Consider the following 18625-nt stretch of genomic DNA (forward strand, 5'->3'; position numbering starts at 1 on the left):
CTCAGCCCAGCAACTGCATGCCCAGCTGGATGGCGACCCAGATCGCCAGCAGCGTGGCGAAGCCGAGCGCCAGGTTCTCGAACCAGTTGTTGCGGTATTCGTCACCCAGCAGCGACTTCTGGTTGGACATGATCAGCAGCCCCAGGGAGATCACTGGCAAGCCGACGATGTTCAGCGCATTCACCCCGAAGGTCAGGGTGACGAAGTCGGGCATGCCCGGCAGCGACCAGACCAGCGGGGTCACCAGGATGAAGAGCATGAACCACTTGTGCAGCGGATCCTTGTGGAAGGTCTTGCCATAGCGTTCGCGGCGCTCCGGACGGATGTGCTGCAGGGCATCGGTGATCAGCATGGGGAAGGCGGTGGTCTTGCCCACCACGCTGGCGAACAGGGTGGCGAACACCCCGGTGAAGAAGATCAGCCAGCCCCCCGACCCGAAGAACAGCTCCAGCGCCGCGCCCAAGTCGTTCAGGGTGTTCACCTGCAAGCCGTTGGGTCTGAGGATCTCCACCCCGACCACCCAGATGGCCAGGTTGATGACGATGCCGACGACCACCGCGAAGAGCAGGTCGTTACGCTGGATGCGCTTGTGCTCCGGACCGGTCCAGCCCTTTTCCTTCATCACATAGGGATGCACGAAGTTGGCGATGGAACCGGCCACGGCACCGATCACCGACACCGCCACCAGCAGGGCACCGTGTACCCCTTCGTCCGGCGGGATGCTGAAGCCGATGGTGCCGCGCAGGATGCCGCCCAGGTCCGGGCCCGACATCAGCGCCAGGGTGATGAAGGCCAGCGTCATGATCGCCAGCAGCCCCTTCATCACCCCTTCGATCAGGCCGTAGAAGTTGCGCCCCACCAGCAGCCAGACCGCGATCACCACGGCCACCGAGCAGAGCAGCGGCTGGTCGAGGTGCAGCAGGGTGGCCAGGGCCTCGCCGGCGCCCTTGAGCATGTAGGCGTTGGTCAGGTGCCCCATGATCAGCGCATAGCCGAGCATGAACCAGGCGAACAGCGGATGCAGCTGGGCATAGCCTTCGAGAATCGACATGCCGCGGTTATTGCACAGCTGGAAGCGGGCGATGATGTTGACGATGAGAAAGCGCAGCAGCAGGGAGACCGCCAGCACCCACATCATGGCGTAGCCGTAGTTGGCCCCGGCCACCGAGGAGGTGATGAGGTCGCCGGCGCCCAGCCAGGACAGCACCGCGATGATGCCGGGGCCGAGCAGCTTGGCCATCCGGCGCAGGCCCGAACGGGATTCGCGGGCGGCGGGTACGGGTTTTTCGACGGAACCGGAACGCTCCATGGGGCCATTCTCCTAACGATTGTTATTGTTGTGCATCCAGGCCATTGGCCTTGGCGTTAGCTTGCCCTTTCAGGGTTTAGCACTACATATGACGTCGTACAACATAGGGCAGGCAACAAAATGTTGCCTTTGGTCCGGTGCGACGAAGGCGCGTCGGCGGCCGCCGTACGTATGGCTGGTTCGTGCCAGGTGACTTCGCTTGCGACTCTCTCTAGAATGGTTGCCCTTGATTCTGGGGGGTCGGGTTGCCGGCCCGTTCTTGTGCCACGAGGAATATCCATGCAAGTTTCCGTTGAAAACACCTCCGCTCTCGAGCGTCGCATGACCATTGGCGTGCCGGCCGAGCGTATCGAAACCGAAGTGAACAAGCGTCTGCAGCAGACTGCACGGCGTGCCAAGGTTCCCGGTTTCCGCCCGGGCAAGGTACCCATGAGCGTCATCCGCCAGCGCTACGAGGCCTCGGCTCGTCAGGAAGCCTTGGGTGATCTCATTCAGGAAACCTTCTACGAAGCCGTCGTCGAGCAGAAGCTCAACCCGGCTGGCGCCCCCGCCGTCGAACCCAAGGTGTTCGAAAAGGGCAAGGATCTGGAATACGTCGCCACCTTCGAAGTCTTCCCCGAGTTCGAAGTCAAGGGCCTGGACGGCATCGAGATCGAGCGCCAGGACTCCAGCGTCGAAGACGCCGACATCGACAAGATGCTCGACGTGCTGCGCAAGCAGGGCACCCGCTACGAAGCCGTCGACCGCGCGGCCGCCACTGACGACCAGGTCACCATCGATTTCGTCGGCACCCAGGACGGCGAAGCCTTCGCCGGCGGTTCCGCCGAAGGCACCAAGCTGGTGCTGGGCTCCGGCCGCATGATCCCCGGCTTCGAAGACGGCCTGGTCGGCGCCAAGGCCGGTGACGAGCGCGTGCTCGACCTGACCTTCCCCGAGGACTACCAGAACCTGGACCTGGCCGGCAAGGCCGCCCAGTTCAAGGTCACCGTCAAGGAAGTGGCCGCTCCCGAGCTGCCCGAGCTGAACGAAGCCTTCTTCAAGCAGTTCGGCGTGGAAGAGACCACCGTCGAGGGTTTCCGCGCCGAAGTGCGCAAGAACATGGAGCGCGAACTGCGCCAGGCGCTGAAGACCAAGGTCAAGAACCAGGTCATGGACGGTCTGCTGGCCGCCAACCAGATCGACGTGCCGGCTGCCCTGATCAGCAACGAAGTGGATCGCCTGCGCGTCCAGGCCGTCCAGCAGTTCGGTGGCAACATCCAGCCCGACCAGCTGCCGGCCGAGCTGTTCACCGAGCAGGCCAAGCGCCGCGTGCTGCTGGGCCTGATCATCGCCGAGATGGTCAAGCAGTTCGAGCTCAAGCCCGATGACACCCGCGTTCGCGAGCTGATCGAGGAAATGGCGGCGGCCTACCAGGAGCCCGAGCAGGTAGTGAAGTGGTACTACCAGAACGAGCAGCAACTGAACGAAGTGCGTTCGGTTGTACTGGAAGAACAAGTCGTGGATACTGTCCTCAAGCAGGCAAAAGTCACCGACAAGCAGGTCTCCTACGAGGACGCGGTCAAACCGGCCGAGGCTCCGCAAGCAGCCTGATCTGCCTCAAGTTGCTCGTTCACTTAAGCCAGCCTCGTGCTGGCTTAAGTGTTTTTGACAGGTCATCCAGATAGGGAGCTAGTGCAGGACATGTCCCGCAATTCTTACATGCAATCCATGCCCGATATTCAAGCCGCTGGCGGTCTGGTACCCATGGTGGTGGAGCAATCCGCCCGGGGTGAGCGCGCTTACGACATCTACTCCCGGCTGCTGAAGGAGCGGGTCATCTTCCTGGTCGGCCAGGTCGAGGACTACATGGCCAACCTGGTCGTCGCCCAGCTGCTGTTTCTGGAGGCCGAGAATCCCGACAAGGACATCCACCTCTACATTAACAGCCCGGGTGGCTCGGTGACCGCTGGCATGTCGATCTACGACACCATGCAGTTCATCAAGCCCGACGTGTCCACCATCTGCATCGGCCAGGCCTGCAGCATGGGCGCGCTGCTGCTGGCTGGCGGTGCGGCCGAGAAGCGTTTCTGCCTGCCGCATTCGCGGATGATGATTCACCAGCCGCTGGGTGGCTTCCAGGGTCAGGCGTCGGACATCGAAATTCACGCCCGTGAAATTTTGACCATCCGCGAGCGTCTCAATAAGGTGCTGGCGCATCACACCGGCCAGCCCATGGACGTGATCGCCCGCGATACCGACCGTGACAACTTCATGAGTGGCCCCGAAGCCGTTGCCTACGGCTTGATCGACAAGGTCCTCGAGAAGCGCAACATCCCCGCCTGACCCCGCCTCGACCACCTGCCCAGACGCCGGTCGTTTGGGCAGGTAGGCTTGAAAAACCGTGCAATTGGCTCCATCTTGTTGATGTAAGCACATTCCATTGGATCGATCGAATGACAGATACGCGCAATAGCGACGATAACGGCAAGCTGCTTTACTGCTCCTTCTGCGGCAAGAGTCAGCACGAAGTACGTAAATTGATCGCTGGACCCTCCGTCTTCATCTGCGACGAATGCGTCGACCTGTGCAATGACATCATCCGCGAGGAAGTCCAGGAAGCCCAGGCCGAAAGCAATGCGCACAAGCTGCCCGCGCCGAAGGAAATCAGCGCCATCCTCGACCAGTACGTCATTGGTCAGCAGCGTGCCAAGCGGGTCCTCGCCGTTGCCGTCTACAACCACTACAAGCGTCTTAACCAGCGCGAGAAGAAAGACGACGTCGAGCTGGGCAAGAGCAACATCCTGCTGATCGGTCCGACAGGCTCCGGTAAGACGCTGCTCGCGGAAACCCTGGCGCGCCTGCTCAACGTACCCTTCACCATCGCGGATGCCACCACCCTGACCGAAGCCGGTTACGTGGGTGAAGACGTCGAAAACATTATTCAGAAGCTGTTGCAGAAGTGCGACTACGATGTGGAAAAGGCCCAGATGGGCATCGTCTACATCGACGAGATCGACAAGATCTCGCGCAAGTCCGACAACCCCTCCATCACCCGGGACGTCTCGGGCGAGGGCGTGCAACAGGCGCTGTTGAAGCTGATCGAAGGCACCGTGGCGTCGGTACCGCCCCAGGGTGGTCGCAAGCATCCCCAGCAGGAATTCCTGCAGGTGGATACCCGCAACATCCTGTTCATCTGCGGCGGCGCCTTCGCTGGCCTGGAGAAGGTCATCCAGAACCGTTCCACCAAGGGCGGCGGCATCGGTTTCAACGCCGAGGTACGCAGTCAGGAACTGGGCAAGAAGATCGGCGAATCGCTGCGCGATGCCGAGCCCGAGGATCTGGTGAAGTTCGGTCTGATCCCCGAGTTCGTCGGTCGTCTGCCGGTCATCGCGACCCTGGACGAACTGGACGAGCCGGCGCTGATGCAGATCCTCACCGAGCCGAAGAACGCCCTGACCAAGCAGTATGCCAAGCTGTTCGAGATGGAAGACGTGGATCTGGAATTCCGTCCCGACGCGCTCAAGGCGGTCGCCCGCAAGGCGCTGGAGCGCAAGACCGGGGCCCGCGGCCTGAGATCCATCCTCGAAGGCATCCTGCTGGAGACGATGTACGAGATCCCGTCGCAGAAGGATGTGAGCAAGGTGGTCATCGACGAGAGTGTCATCGATGGCAGTTCCCAGCCGCTGCTCATCTACGAGAACAGCGAGCCCGCCAAGGCGGCGCCGGACGCGTGACAAAAGGGGCTTCGGCCCCTTTTTCATTTCAGCGACGGTTGTATTTTGCGGCGGCCAACCTCATGTTAGAGAAAACCGAGGCCTGAACCGCATCTGCGGCCGATTATTTGCCGAGACCTGTACACCATGACTACGACGATAGAACTTCCCCTGCTGCCCCTACGTGACGTAGTGGTCTATCCCCACATGGTCATCCCATTGTTCGTCGGAAGGGAAAAGTCCGTCGAGGCCCTCGAGGCCGCCATGGCTGGCGACAAGCAGATCCTGCTGGTCGCGCAGAAGAATCCCGGTGATGACGATCCCGCCGCGGACGACATGTATCACATGGGTACGGTCGCCACCGTTCTGCAACTGCTCAAGCTCCCCGATGGCACCGTCAAGGTGCTGGTCGAAGGCGAGCAGCGGGGCCGTATCGAGTCCTTCGTCGAGAATCAGGCCTATGCGCGTGCCCTGGTGACCCTGATCGACGACAGCGAAGCCCCGGATCGTGAAGCCGAGGTCTTCTCGCGCAGCCTGATGAGCCAGTTCGAGCAGTACGTGCAGCTGGGCAAGAAGGTGCCGGCCGAGGTGCTGTCCTCGCTGAATAGCATCGAGGATCCCAGCCGCCTGGTCGACACCATGGCCGCCCACATGGCGCTCAAGATCGAACAGAAGCAGGAAATCCTCGAGATCACCGAACTCGGCGCCCGCGTCGAGCACGTGCTGGCGCTGCTGGATGCGGAAATCGACCTGCTGCAGGTGGAAAAGCGCATCCGCGGTCGCGTCAAGAAGCAGATGGAACGCAGCCAGCGCGAGTACTACCTCAACGAACAGATGAAGGCCATCCAGAAGGAACTGGGTGACATCGACGAAGGCCACAACGAGGTCGATGACCTCAAGCGCCGCATCGAGGCCGCCGGTCTGCCAAAGGATGCCCTGACCAAGGCCAACGCCGAGCTGAACAAGCTCAAGCAGATGTCGCCGATGTCGGCCGAGGCCACGGTGGTGCGCTCCTACATCGACTGGCTGGTCAACGTACCGTGGCAGGCGGAGAGCAAGGTTCGCCTGGACCTGGGCCGCGCCGAGGAAGTCCTGGACAAGGACCACTACGGTCTCGAAGAGGTGAAAGAACGCATCCTGGAATACCTCGCCGTGCAGAAGCGGGTGAAGAAGGTCCGCGGTCCGGTACTGTGCCTGGTCGGTCCGCCCGGGGTGGGCAAGACCTCCCTGGCCGAGTCCATCGCCCGTTCCACCGGGCGCAAGTTCGTGCGCATGGCCCTGGGTGGCGTGCGTGACGAAGCCGAGATCCGTGGTCACCGCCGCACCTACATCGGCTCGATGCCGGGCCGGCTGATCCAGAAGATGACCAAGGTCGGGGTGCGCAATCCACTGTTCCTGCTCGATGAAATCGACAAGATGGGCAACGACATGCGTGGCGACCCCGCGTCCGCGCTGCTCGAGGTGCTCGACCCGGAGCAGAACCACACCTTCAACGACCATTACCTCGAGGTGGACTACGACCTCTCCGACGTGATGTTCGTCTGCACCGCCAACTCCATGAACATCCCGGCGCCGCTGCTGGATCGCATGGAAGTCATTCGGCTGCCCGGCTACACCGAGGCCGAGAAGGTCAACATCGCCACCCGCTACCTGATTCCCAAGCAGGTGAAGGCCAACGGCCTGAAGAAGGGCGAGGTGGAATTCGACGAAGCGGCGCTGTGCGACATCATCCGCTACTACACCCGCGAAGCGGGCGTGCGGAGCCTGGAGCGCCAGGTGGCCAAGGTTTGCCGCAAGGTGGTCAAGGAGCACGCCCTGAGCAAGGAGCGGACCGCCAGCGTCACGGTGGACACCCTCGAGCACTGGCTGGGCGTGCGCAAGTTCCGCTACGGCCTGGCCGAGCAGCAGGACCAGGTCGGTCAGGTGACCGGGCTGGCCTGGACCCAAGTGGGTGGCGAATTGCTGACCATCGAGTCCGTCGTGGTGCCCGGCAAGGGCCAGATGATCAAGACCGGCTCCCTGGGCGACGTCATGGCCGAGTCCATCACCGCGGCGCTGACGGTGGTCCGCAGCCGTGGTCGCAGCCTGGGTATCCCCAAGGACTTCCACGAGAAGCACGACATCCACATCCACGTTCCGGAAGGCGCCACGCCCAAGGACGGTCCGAGTGCCGGCATCGGCATGTGCACCGCGCTGGTCTCGGCCGCGACCCGCATCCCGGTCCGCGCCGACGTGGCCATGACCGGCGAGATCACCCTGCGTGGCCAGGTTCTGGCCATCGGTGGCCTCAAGGAAAAGCTGCTGGCGGCCCATCGGGGCGGCATCCGCACCGTGATCATTCCGGAAGAAAACGTCCGGGACCTGCGGGATATTCCGGACAACATCAAGGCCGACTTGCAGATCAAGCCAGTCAAATGGATTGACGAGGTCTTGGAGGTTGCGCTGCAATACACGCCGGAGCCGCTTCCGGACGATGGTCCGGAGCTCGTCAGCAAGGACGAGAAGCGGGATCAGGAGGGCAAGGAGCGCGTCAGTACCCACTGACGGCGCCCCTGGGCTTGATGGGCGGATCGCCAGGCTAGGTTGCTGGTGCCCGCCATCCTGCTGGATGCAAGGTCCTTGATCGACGAAAAGGCGCATCTCGAGATGCGCCTTTTCGCTATTTGCTATTCGACGAATTCGCCATGGCCGGTCCGGCCACAGCTCGTGGGGGGAACATGCTACAAAACATCAGGGACCGTTCGCAGGGATGGATTGCCAAAGTCATCATCGGATTCATCATCCTGCTGATGGCGTTGACCGGCTTCGAAGCGATCATCCGCGCGACGGGTCACCAGGGCGCGGTGGCGCTGGTCAACGGAGAGGAGATCAAGCAGACGGAGCTGGCCCAGGCGGTGGAAATGCAGCGCCGGCAGCTGCAGCAGCAACTGGGGCAAGGCTTCGATCCTGCCACGCTGGATGACCGCCTGCTGCGCGAGTCGGCGCTCAAGGCGCTGATCGACAAGCAGCTCGTGCTGCAGAGCGCCAAGGCGGATCGCTTCGCCTTTTCCGAGCAGGCGCTCGACCAGCTGATCCTCAATACCCCCGAATTCCAGACCGAAGGGCGTTTCGATCCCCAGCGCTTCGATCAGGCCGTTCGCCAGATGAACTACAACCGCCTGCAGTTCCGCGATCTGCTGCGGGACGAGATGCTGATTGGCCAACTGCGTGCCGGTATGGTCGGCAGCAACTTCGTCACCGATGCCGACATCGAGGCCTTCGCTGCGCTCGAGCGGCAGACCCGGGACTTCGCCATCCGTACCGTCAAGGCGTCGCCGGCCGGCATCACGCCGACCCAGGATGAGATCCAGGCCTACTACGACGGCCACAAGAACGCCTTCATGACCCCCGAGCAGGTGGTCATCGATTACGTCGAGCTGAAGAAGGATGCCTTCCTGGCCAAGGCCAAGGTCGACGAAAGCCGCCTGCAGGCCGCCTACAAGTCCGAGATCGCCAACCTGTCGGAGCAGCGTGACGCGGCGCATATCCTCATCGAGGTCAACGACAAGCAGAACGACGACCAGGCCAAGGCCAAGATCCAGCAAATCCAGGAGCGCCTGAGCAAGGGTGAAGACTTCGCCAAGCTCGCCAAGGAGTTCTCCCAGGATCCGGGTTCGGCGGCCAATGGCGGTGACCTCGGCTTCGCCGGCCGGGGTGTCTATGACCCGGCGTTCGAAGAAGCGCTGTATGCCCTGGCCCCGCAGCAGGTGTCCGCGCCGGTGCGCACCAGCTTCGGCTGGCACCTGATCAAGCTGCAAGGCGTCCAGGCACCGGAAGTGCCTACCCTGGCCAGCGTGCGTCCGCGCCTGGAGCAGCAGCTCAAGGCGGAAGAGGCCGATCGCCTGTTCGTGGAAGCGGGTCGCAAGCTGGAAAGCTCCGCCTATGAAGCCTCCGACCTGAGCCAGCCGGCCCAGGAGCAGGGCCTGCAGGTCAAGACCAGCGCGCCCTTCGGTCGTGAAGGAGGCGAGGGCCTCACCGCCAATCGCCAGGTGATAGAGGCGGCCTTCAGCGATGACGTGCTGCGCAATGGCGCCAACAGCGCTGCGCTGCAACTGGATCCGGAAACCCTGGTGGTGCTCCGTGACAAGGAGCACCGCACGCCCCAGCTGCAACCGCTGGAGCAGGTCAAGAACGAGATCGTCACCCGGCTGACCCAGGAAAAGGCCGCAGCCGTGGCCAAGCAGGCCGGTGAACAGCAGCTCAAGACCCTGCGCGACGGCGGCAAGGCCGCGGCAGGCGACTGGCGCACCGTCGAGGCCGCCACCCGCAACCAGGAGGGCGTCGATCCCCAGGTACTGCAGGCGGTATTCCGCATGGCCAAGCCGGAAGGTGACAAGCCATCCTATGCGGGGATCAGCCTGCAGAACGGTGACTTCGTCCTACTGCGCCTGCAAGGCGTAGCGGTGCCCAAGGAAGCCCTGAGCGCCGAGGACAAGGCCCTGTATCGCCGCTACCTGGCGTCGCGGGCGGGACAGGTGGACTTCGCGGCCTATCGTCGTGCCCTGGATGCCAAGGCCGAGATCAAGCATCTCTGATACGAAAAAAGCCCGGGACACCGGGCTTTTTCTTGGGCGCTGGCGTTGCCTTCATGGCTCGTGAGCGGCGCTAGCGACGTTCTACTGAACCAGCTCCTGTTCGTCGAACAGCCCATCGAACAGCATGGTCGAGAGATAGCGTTCGCCGGAATCCGGCAGGATGACCACGATGGTCTTGCCCTGCATTTCCGGTGTCTCTGCCAGCCGGACCGCCGCCGCCATGGCGGCCCCGCAGGAAATGCCGCAGAGGATGCCTTCTTCGCGCATCAGCCGCTGGGCCATCAGCCTGGCCTGGTCATCGCTGACCTGCTCGACGCGGTCAACCATGGCCAGGTCCAGGTTGCGCGGGACGAAACCCGCGCCTATGCCCTGGATCTTGTGCGGGCTGGGCTTCACCTCTTCGCCGGCGAGGGTCTGGCTGATCACCGGCGAGGTCTCCGGTTCCACCGCCACCGACAGGATCGGCTTGCCCTTGGTGTTCTTGATGAAGCGCGAGATGCCGGTGAGGGTGCCCCCGGTGCCGACACCCGCTACCAGGACGTCGATGGCGCCGTCGGTATCGTTCCAGATCTCGGGCCCGGTGGTCTTTTCATGGATGGCCGGGTTGGCGGGGTTGTCGAACTGCTGCGGCATGAAGTAGCGCCCCGGCTCGCTCTCGGCGATTTCCCGGGCCTTCTCGATGGCGCCCTTCATGCCCTTGGCCGGCTCGGTGAGCACCAGTTCCGCACCCAGCGCCTTGAGCACCTTGCGGCGTTCCAGGCTCATGGAGGCGGGCATGGTCAGCACCAGGCGATAGCCACGGGCGGCGGCGACATAGGCGAGGCCGATGCCGGTATTGCCCGAGGTGGGTTCGACCAGGCTCATGCCGGGCTTGAGCAGTCCCTTGGCTTCGGCGTCCCAGATCAGGTTGGCGCCGATGCGACACTTGACCGAATAACCCGGGTTACGCCCCTCGATCTTGGCGAGCAGGGTAACGCCCTTGGGACCGAGGCGGTTGATGTAGACCAGCGGGGTGTTGCCGATGGACTGGGCATTGTCAGCGAAGATGCGGCTCATGGGATTCCCTGTACGGCGCGGAAAACTCGCAGCCTAGGCCTTGCGTCCAGTGGCGTCCAGCCCGGGCGCGGCGTGCTATCGTCTGGCGAAACAGCTGCCGAGGATCAGTGATGGCCTTTCAGGGTACCGAGCGTTATGTGGCCACGGCCGAACTCAGTCTGGCGGTCAATGCCGCCATCCAGCTAGGGCGTCCGCTGCTGGTGAAGGGCGAGCCGGGCACCGGCAAGACCCTGCTGGCCGAACAGGTCGCCCAGAGCCAGGGGGCGCGGCTCATTACCTGGCACGTCAAGTCCACCACCAAGGCGCAGCAGGGGCTCTATGAGTACGATGCCGTGAGTCGCCTGCGCGATTCCCAGCTGGGCGATCCTCGCGTGCAGGAGGTGGCGAACTACATCAAGCCGGGCAAGCTGTGGGATGCCTTCACCGCCGAGGACCCGGTGGTACTGCTGATCGACGAGATCGACAAGGCCGATATCGAGTTTCCCAACGACCTGCTGCTGGAACTCGACCGGATGGAATTCCACGTCTACGAGACCGGCGAAACCATCCGTGCCCAGCGGCGGCCGTTGATCATCATCACCTCCAACAATGAAAAGGAGCTGCCGGACGCCTTCTTGCGTCGCTGCTTCTTCCATTTCATTCGCTTCCCCGAGCGGGAGACGCTGGAGCGTATCGTGCAGGTGCATTACCCCGAACTTCAGGGGCGCCTGGTCAAGGAGGCGCTCGATCTCTTTTACGACCTGCGTAGCGTGCCGGGGCTCAAGAAGAAGCCCTCCACCTCGGAGCTGGTGGACTGGCTGGCGCTGTTGCTCGGCGACCAAGCGGCGCAGCAGGGGCTGCAGGGGGAGGGCGGGCTGCCGCCGCTGGCCGGTGCCCTGTTGAAGAACGAGCAGGACCTGCAGTTGCTCGAGCGCCAGTCCTTCATGCGCCGTCGCCGGAGCTGAGGACGGGCATGTTCCTCGACTTCTTCACCCGCCTGAGGGCGGCTGGCATCCCGGTATCCCTGGGCGAATTGCTGGATCTGCACGCGGCCCTGGATGCCGGTCTGGTGGTCGCCGATCCCGAGGCGTTCTACCTGCTGGCCCGTACCCTGCTGGTCAAGGACGAGCGCTTCTTCGACCGTTTCGATCAGGTCTACGCCGGTGAGCTGGCGCGCGGGGAGCGTCCCGCCGAGGCCAGTACCCTTCCCGCCGACTGGTTGCGCCTGGAACTGCAGCGGCTGCTCTCCGCGGAGGACCGCCAGCGGCTCCAGGCCCTGGGCGGGCTGGACGAGCTGCTCGCGACGCTGCAGCAGCGCCTGGCCGAACAGCGGGAGCGTCACGCCGGTGGCAACAAGTGGGTCGGCACCGGCGGTACCAGTCCCTTCGGCAGTGGCGGCTACAATCCCTTCGGCGTACGCATCGGCGAGGCCGGTACCCGCCAGGGGCGCGCCGCCAAGGTCTGGGAGCAGCGCGACTACCGCAACCTGGACGACCGCGCACCCCTGGATCGACGCAATCTGCAGCTGGCCCTGCGCCGGTTGCGGCGCTTCGCCCGCCAGGGTGCGGCGGCCGAGTTCGACCTCGACGGCACCGTCGCCGCCACGGCGCGCGACGGTGGGCTGCTGGACGTGCGCTATCGCCCGGAACGGCGCAATGCGACCAAGGTGCTGCTCCTGCTCGACGTCGGCGGCTCCATGGATCTGCACGTCCGGCTGTGCACCGAGCTGTTCAGCGCCTGCCGCCTCGAATTCCGCCACCTGGAGTACTACTACTTCCACAACTGCGTCTATGAACGCGTCTGGCGGGACAATGCCCGGCGTCATGACGAGGGCCTGGCGACGGACGAACTGCTACGGCGCTACGGCGCGGATTACCGCCTGGTGATCGTGGGCGATGCCAGCATGGGGCCCTATGAGATCACCCAGGCCGGAGGCAGCGTCGAACACTGGAACGAAGAGCCGGGCGCCCTCTGGATCCAGCGGCTGTGCCAGCACTTTCCCCGGGCGGCCTGGCTCAACCCCTATCCCCAGGAAGGCTGGGCCAGCAGCACCTCGATCCAGCTGCTGCGCGAGCTCATGGCTCAGCGCATGTTCCCCTTGACCGGCGAGGGGTTGGGCGATGCCATCCGGGCTTTGACGCGCCCATGAAAAACCCCGGCCGGAGCCGGGGTTTTCGTTTGCCTCTGGCGCTTAGCGCTGGCCGTAGCGACGCAGCGCCTCGATGCGGTCTTCCAGCGGCGGGTGGCTCATCAGCAGGCCGGCCAGGCCGTTCTTCAGCGAGCCATTGATGCCGAAGGCGTTCAGGGTGTCGGGCATCTGCACCGGGATGCCTTGCTCGGCGCGCAGGCGCTGCAGGGCGCCGATCATGGCGTTGGGACCGGCGAGGCGGGCACCGGCTTCGTCGGCGCGGAATTCGCGTTTGCGCGAGAACCACATGACGATGATGCTCGCCAGGATACCCAGCACCAGTTCGGCGACGATGGTGGTCACGAAGTAGGCGATGCCATGGCCTTCCTCGTTCTTGAAGATGGCCTTGTCGACGAAGTTGCCGAAGATCCGCGCGAAGAACATCACGAAGGTGTTCACCACGCCCTGGATCAGCGCCAGGGTCACCATGTCGCCATTGGCGACGTGACCGATCTCGTGGGCCAGCACCGCGCGGACCTCGTCGGGCGAGAAGCGCTCCAGCAGGCCCTGGCTGACCGCCACGAGGGCGTCGTTGCGATTCCAGCCGGTGGCGAAGGCGTTGGCCTCGTAGGCCGGGAAGATGCCCACCTCGGGCGTCTTGATGCCGGCTTCGCGGGCGAGTTCCTCGACCGTCTGCAGCAGCCACTGCTCGTGGCGGGTACGCGGCTGGCTGATGACCTCGGTGCGGGTGCTCATCTTCGCCATCCACTTGGAGATGAACAGCGAGACCAGCGAGCCGGCGAAACCGAACACGGCACAGAACACCAGCAGACTGCCATAGTTCTGACCGGTGTAGCGATCCACGCCGAGCACCTTCAAGGTGATGCTGGCAACGATCAGCACCGCCAGGTTGGTAGCCAGAAATAACAGAATGCGCATCATGGTGGGGTACAGCTCCTCACAGGTTTATCTGCCGGCTATATAAGGTTCGGCCCCGATCCATTCAACGTTTCCACTATTGCAAACTGTGTCTTGCGTTGGCCTGGTGACCGAAGGGCGAGCGCCTGTGCCGGTTGCCGCCGCCAGGGGCGCCAACCGGTGAAAGACGCGGAAATGCTTTGCCCGCTACTGGGCGTAGCCGCCCAGGAAGTTGCCGATGCGGCCGATGGCCTGTTCCAGGTCGTCGACGCGGGGCAGGGTGACCACCCGGAAGTGATCCGGCCAGGGCCAGTTGAAGGCCGTGCCCTGGACCACCAGCAGCTTTTCCGAGAGCAGCAGGTCGAGGACGAATTTCTCGTCGTTGTGGATGGGGCAGACCTTGGGGTCGATCCGCGGGAAGGCATAGAGCGCACCCATCGGCTTCACGCAGCTCACGCCCGGGATGTCGTTGAGCAGTTCCCAGGCGCGGTTGCGCTGTTCCAGCAGTCGCCCCGGCGGCAGCACCAGGTCGTTGATGCTCTGGTAGCCGCCCAGCGCCGTCTGGATCGCGTGCTGCGCCGGTACGTTGGCGCACAGTCGCATGTTGGCGAGGATGTCGAGCCCTTCGATGTAGCTCTGGGCACGGTGCTTGGGACCCGAGACGATCAGCCAGCCCGAACGGAAGCCGGCGACGCGGTAGGACTTGGACAGGCCGTTGAAGGTCAGGCAGAGCACGTCCGGCGCCAGCGAGGCGGTGGAAATGTGCAGGGCCTCGTCGTAGAGGATCTTGTCGTAGATCTCGTCGGAGAACAGCACCAGGTTATGCCGCCGCGCCAGTTCGACTATGCCTTCCAGTACCTCCTTCGAATAGACCGCACCGGTGGGGTTGTTCGGATTGATCAGCACCAGCGCCTTGGTGTTGCTGGTGATCTTGGCCTCCATGTCGGCCAGGTCGGGGAACCAGCCGGCCTGCTCGTCGCACAGGTAGTGCACCGGCTTGCCGCCGGCCAGGCTGACCGCGGCGGTCCACAGCGGGTAGTCCGGCGCCGGGATCAGCACCTCGTCGTTGTTGTTGAGCAGCGCCTGCATCGCCATCACGATCAGCTCGGAGACGCCGTTGCCCAGGTAGATGTCCTCGATGCCGACCCCCTCGATGCGCTTCTGCTGGCAGTACTGCATGACTGCCTTGCGCGCACTGAACAGGCCCTTGGAGTCGCTGTAGCCCTGGGCGGTCGGCAGGTTGCGGATGACGTCCTGCAGGATCTCCTCGGGTGCCTCGAAGCCGAAGGGCGCCGGATTGCCGATGTTGAGCTTCAGGATGCGGTGGCCTTCCTCTTCGAGCCGCTTGGCATGCTTGAGGACCGGGCCACGAATGTCGTAGCAGACATTGGCGAGCTTGTTCGACTTGGAGACCTGCATGGTGGAAAGGATCCTGGAAAAGGGCGAGAAAGACTCGGCAAAGGCGGACGCCGACCGGCGCTTGGCAGCATCCGGGGGTGGATGCCAGACTGAGCGGGAATCATACGGCCGCATCGCCTGTTACAAAAGATGCGCCGGCATCCAGCGAGGTCACCATGGAAAAAGTACAGCGTAGCCCGGAAGACTGGCGCGAGCGCCTGACCGACGACCAATTCCGCGTCTGTCGTCTGGCCGCCACCGAAAGACCCTATACCGGTGCCTACTGCAACACCAAGACGCCCGGCGTCTATCACTGCGCCTGCTGCGAGCTGGCGCTGTTCGACTCCAGCACCAAGTTCGATTCCGGCTGCGGCTGGCCCAGCTACTACGCGCCCATCGATTCCGCAGCAGTGCGGGAAAAGGAAGACTTCAGCCATGGCATGCACCGGGTCGAGGTGCTCTGCGCCCGCTGCGATGCGCACCTGGGCCACGTTTTCCCCGATGGTCCGCCGCCGACCGGGCTGCGCTACTGCATCAATTCGGTAGCCCTTCACCTCGAGCCCAGGGCATCGGCGTGACGTCCGCGCTCCTGAACCTGCCGTTCCAGACCGCCGACGGCCAGACGGCTTGCCTGGCCGACTGGCCGGCGCGGGCTTACCTGGTGGTCAACACCGCCAGTCGCTGCGGCTTCACCCGCCAGTACGACGGCCTCGAGCGGTTGCAGCAGCGCTACCTGGCCGAGGGGCTCCGGGTGATCGTCTTTCCCTGCAACCAGTTCGGGGGGCAGGAGCCGGAGGGCAATGCCGAGATCCAGGCCTTCTGCGTCACGCGTTTCGGCGTCAGCTTTCCAGTGATGGCCAAGATCGAAGTCAACGGCGACGCGGCGCATCCGCTGTTCACGGCCCTGAAGCGCGCGGCACCCGGGTTGTTGGGGACGGCCATCCGCTGGAACTTCACCAAGTTCCTCATCAGCCCGGAGCGGGAGCGGGTCCAGCGCTTCGCGCCCATCACCAAGCCGGCGCAACTGGAGAAGCACGTTCGCCTCGCCCTCGCGTCTTAGCGGATTGACAGGGCTAGGCTTTGTACTGATTTCAAAAGTCATACGATAATGCATCGGTCGGTTCGGGCAGCTTGCCCGGCTGCTCTTTTCTGTCGTCAAGGACCATCCTCTGTGAGTACCAACCTGGAAGACTTTCTGCTCCACGCGCGGCAGGTGCTGGAGCGCCTCGAACCCCTGTTGCCCCATCGTCGTGAGCCCCTCGACTGGCAAGGGTGCTATGCCGCGCGCTGGCGCCGCGAGGGGCATGGCGGCTACCTGCAGCCCCTGGAGGTCAATCTGGAGCTGCGGCTGTCCGACCTGCTGGGTATCGATCGGCAGCGTGAGCAGCTGGGCCGCAATACCCGGCAATTCGTCACCGGGTTGCCGGCGAACCACGCCCTGCTGTGGGGTGCGCGTGGCACCGGCAAATCCTCCCTGATTCGCGCCCTGCTGGCGGAATATGCCGAGCAGGGCCTGCGCCTGATCGAGATCGAGCGTGACGATCTCGCCGATCTGCCGCGCGTGGTGGAACAGATCGCCGGCCAGACGCAACGCTTCGTGGTGTTCTGTGACGACCTGTCCTTCGATGCCGGAAGCGACGACTATCGCGTGCTCAAGAGCGTGCTCGATGGCTCGCTGGAGCAGGCACCGGACAACGTCGTGCTCTACGCCACGTCCAATCGCCGCCACCTGGTGGCCGAGCGGCAGAGCGACAACGCCAACTGGGAACATGTCGACGGCGAGCTGCATCCGAGCGAGGCGGCCGAGGACAAGATCGCCCTGTCGGATCGTTTCGGCCTCTGGCTGTCCTTCTATCCCTTCACCCAGGACCATTACCTGGCTGTCGTTCGCCACTGGTGCGCGACCCTGGCGGACAAGGCCGGGACGAGCCTGGAATGGTCCGAGGAGGCCGATCGCGAGGCGATCCGCTGGGCGTCCGGGCGGGGTAACCGCAACGGCCGCTGTGCCTATCAATTCGCCCGGCAGTGGGTCGGGCTCAAACTCTTGGAGAAAGCATGACCGTAGAACTGACGGGCGTAGGGGCGGGACTGGAAGGCTATGCGATGCTGGCCGCGCAGGTCGAAGCCCTGCTGGCTGGGGAGCGCAACCTGGTCGCCAATGCCGCCCAGCTGTCCGCCTTCATCTTCCAGGAAGTCCCCGACCTGAACTGGGCGGGCTTCTATTTCGTCGACGGCCAGGACCAGCTGCTGCTGGGGCCCTTCCAGGGCAAGGTCGCCTGCATGCGCATTCCCTTCAGCAAGGGGGTGTGCGGGGCGGCCGCCAGCCAGCGCCTGACGCAGCGCGTCGAGGATGTCCACGCCTTCCCCGGACACATCGCCTGCGATGCCGCCTCGCGCAGTGAACTGGTGGTGCCCCTGGTCAAGGACGGTCGCCTGCTTGGCGTGCTGGATCTCGACAGCCCGCATCCGGCGCGCTTCAGTGCGGCGGATCAGGCGGGTATCGAAGCCCTGGTGGCCGCCTTCCTGGCGGCGACCGACTGCTGAGCGCAAGAGAAGGGCAGGGACGCCCTCACTCGTAGTCGTTCTTCTTGCGCCAGCTATCGTCCTTGAGCGTATCCACGCTATCCGATAGCTCGTTGGCGCTGCCGCTGGCCTGCTCGGCCAATTCGCTCTGCTGGCGCTTCACCTGGGTCATCTGCTCCTCGAGGTAGGTCAGCAATTCGGTGTAGCGCTCGGGTTGCTGCTGCTTGCGGATCTGCATGATGGCCCGCTCGTAGGCCTGGCGGGCCTGGATGAAGTGCTCGCTCTTGATCTGCTGTTCAGCCTGGTAGCGGAAGAATTCCACATAGCTCAGGGTGAGCAGGTAGCGCATCTCGGCGACCCAGCGCTGCGCCTCCTGACCATCGAGGATGCCGACCTGGTTGGCATGGGCCACCAGCGAATGCAGCATCTCCAGATAGCCACGCACTTCCTTCACCCGTGCCTCGGTGTGCACCGGGCGGGCGACGTTGGTGACTTCGATGTCGTCGCCCTTGGCCAGGCCCTCTTCCAGCTCGGTCTTGCGCGTCGTCAGGGTAGCGGAGGAGGGCTGCAGGGCGGCGAGCCGGGCGATCAGCCCCAGCTCGATGCGATTGAACAGCTGCTTCAGCGCCGGTGTCATCAGTTGACCCGGCAGGCTGCCCGCCAGCTGCGCGCATCTCTTGATGCGGTCGGTGAGGTCGGCGACCAGTCGCTGCTTCTCCAGGCGTCCCGCTTCGAGCTTCTGGTTGACGAACGCGATCATGATGATGAGAAGGATCCCGAGTCCCACCACCGCTGCAATCATCGTTGAGGACATGACCTTCTCCGTGGTACTGGCCCGCCGTTTGTCGTACGAGCGAAGTCGTTGATTTGAAAAGTATTTAATCAGCTATTGACGCCTAGGGTAAGGCTCCCTAGAATGCGCGCACTCCCAACGGCGGCAAGCGTCAGCCGAGTGGTAGGCCAGAGTCCCGAGGGATTCTACCTGGTCCCCTTCGTCTAGTGGCCTAGGACACCGCCCTTTCACGGCGGTAACAGGGGTTCGAGTCCC

Annotated in this window: 16 protein-coding genes; 11 read left to right on the forward strand and 5 right to left on the reverse strand. The window is 63.9% G+C overall.

The annotated features are described in order from the left end of the window. Position 1 precedes the first annotated feature (1 nt). Positions 2-1309, reverse strand: coding sequence for an Nramp family divalent metal transporter (locus FSV73_RS24150; protein WP_145012710.1), 1308 nt, complete (start codon positions 1307-1309; stop codon positions 2-4). A 279-nt stretch (positions 1310-1588) separates the two neighbouring features. Between FSV73_RS24150 and tig the strand changes: the two genes are divergently transcribed. From tig to FSV73_RS24175, 5 genes are all read left to right on the forward strand, one after another. Then, a complete protein-coding gene (gene tig, locus FSV73_RS24155; protein WP_145012713.1) occupies positions 1589-2899 on the forward strand; it encodes a trigger factor in 1311 nt (436 codons plus the stop codon). A gap of 90 nt (positions 2900-2989) precedes the next feature. Next, positions 2990-3631 (forward strand): ATP-dependent Clp endopeptidase proteolytic subunit ClpP, encoded by a 642-nt coding sequence (gene clpP / locus FSV73_RS24160; protein ID WP_007162222.1) that lies wholly within the window; start codon positions 2990-2992, stop codon positions 3629-3631. Between the two features lie 110 nt (positions 3632-3741). Continuing rightward, a complete protein-coding gene (gene clpX, locus FSV73_RS24165) occupies positions 3742-5022 on the forward strand; it encodes an ATP-dependent Clp protease ATP-binding subunit ClpX (RefSeq protein ID WP_058762833.1) in 1281 nt (426 codons plus the stop codon). Between the two features lie 126 nt (positions 5023-5148). Then, entirely contained in the window at positions 5149-7545 is a 2397-nt protein-coding gene (gene lon, locus FSV73_RS24170; protein WP_145012716.1) for an endopeptidase La, read from the forward strand. A 173-nt stretch (positions 7546-7718) separates the two neighbouring features. Next, positions 7719-9575 carry a SurA N-terminal domain-containing protein gene (locus tag FSV73_RS24175; protein WP_145012719.1) on the forward strand — a complete coding sequence of 619 codons (1857 nt, stop codon included), beginning with the start codon at positions 7719-7721 and terminating at the stop codon, positions 9573-9575. Between the two features lie 81 nt (positions 9576-9656). Here FSV73_RS24175 and cysK read toward each other — a convergent pair whose 3' ends face one another. Beyond that, positions 9657-10631 carry a cysteine synthase A gene (cysK, locus tag FSV73_RS24180; protein ID WP_145012722.1) on the reverse strand — a complete coding sequence of 325 codons (975 nt, stop codon included), beginning with the start codon at positions 10629-10631 and terminating at the stop codon, positions 9657-9659. 110 nt (positions 10632-10741) lie between these two features. On the opposite strand from cysK, the gene FSV73_RS24185 reads away from it, so the two are divergent. Then, complete coding sequence (locus tag FSV73_RS24185; RefSeq protein WP_145012725.1) at positions 10742-11575, forward strand: AAA family ATPase; 834 nt, start codon at positions 10742-10744, stop codon at positions 11573-11575. Between the two features lie 8 nt (positions 11576-11583). After that, positions 11584-12759, forward strand: coding sequence for a vWA domain-containing protein (locus FSV73_RS24190; protein WP_145012728.1), 1176 nt, complete (start codon positions 11584-11586; stop codon positions 12757-12759). 42 nt (positions 12760-12801) lie between these two features. Here FSV73_RS24190 and htpX read toward each other — a convergent pair whose 3' ends face one another. Together htpX and FSV73_RS24200 are read right to left on the reverse strand one after the other, a co-directional pair. Continuing rightward, positions 12802-13680 carry a protease HtpX gene (gene htpX, locus FSV73_RS24195; protein ID WP_145012731.1) on the reverse strand — a complete coding sequence of 293 codons (879 nt, stop codon included), beginning with the start codon at positions 13678-13680 and terminating at the stop codon, positions 12802-12804. 183 nt (positions 13681-13863) lie between these two features. Further along, positions 13864-15075 carry a pyridoxal phosphate-dependent aminotransferase gene (locus FSV73_RS24200; RefSeq protein WP_145012734.1) on the reverse strand — a complete coding sequence of 404 codons (1212 nt, stop codon included), beginning with the start codon at positions 15073-15075 and terminating at the stop codon, positions 13864-13866. A 155-nt stretch (positions 15076-15230) separates the two neighbouring features. Here FSV73_RS24200 and msrB point away from each other — a divergent pair, with 155 nt between their 5' ends. The 4 genes from msrB (at position 15231) to FSV73_RS24220 (ending at position 17598) form a co-directional block, all read left to right on the forward strand. After that, complete coding sequence (gene msrB, locus FSV73_RS24205) at positions 15231-15632, forward strand: peptide-methionine (R)-S-oxide reductase MsrB (protein WP_145012737.1); 402 nt, start codon at positions 15231-15233, stop codon at positions 15630-15632. Then, positions 15629-16114 carry a glutathione peroxidase gene (locus FSV73_RS24210; protein ID WP_145012740.1) on the forward strand — a complete coding sequence of 162 codons (486 nt, stop codon included), beginning with the start codon at positions 15629-15631 and terminating at the stop codon, positions 16112-16114. The genes msrB and FSV73_RS24210 overlap by 4 nt, the downstream gene beginning before the upstream one ends. A 111-nt stretch (positions 16115-16225) precedes the next feature. Beyond that, complete coding sequence (locus FSV73_RS24215; RefSeq protein ID WP_145012743.1) at positions 16226-17113, forward strand: ATP-binding protein; 888 nt, start codon at positions 16226-16228, stop codon at positions 17111-17113. Next, the gene (locus tag FSV73_RS24220; RefSeq protein WP_145012746.1) at positions 17110-17598 is read left to right on the forward strand and encodes a GAF domain-containing protein; all 489 of its coding nucleotides are present in this window, start codon (positions 17110-17112) and stop codon (positions 17596-17598) included. The genes FSV73_RS24215 and FSV73_RS24220 overlap by 4 nt, the downstream gene beginning before the upstream one ends. A 25-nt stretch (positions 17599-17623) precedes the next feature. Here the strand turns inward: FSV73_RS24220 and FSV73_RS24225 are convergent, their stop codons facing one another. Further along, a complete protein-coding gene (locus FSV73_RS24225) occupies positions 17624-18391 on the reverse strand; it encodes a hypothetical protein (RefSeq protein ID WP_260856154.1) in 768 nt (255 codons plus the stop codon). Between the last annotated feature and the right edge of the window lie 234 nt (positions 18392-18625).

This window comes from Pseudomonas oryzihabitans (genome assembly GCF_007665395.1).
Lineage (GTDB): Bacteria > Pseudomonadota > Gammaproteobacteria > Pseudomonadales > Pseudomonadaceae > Chryseomonas > Chryseomonas psychrotolerans_C.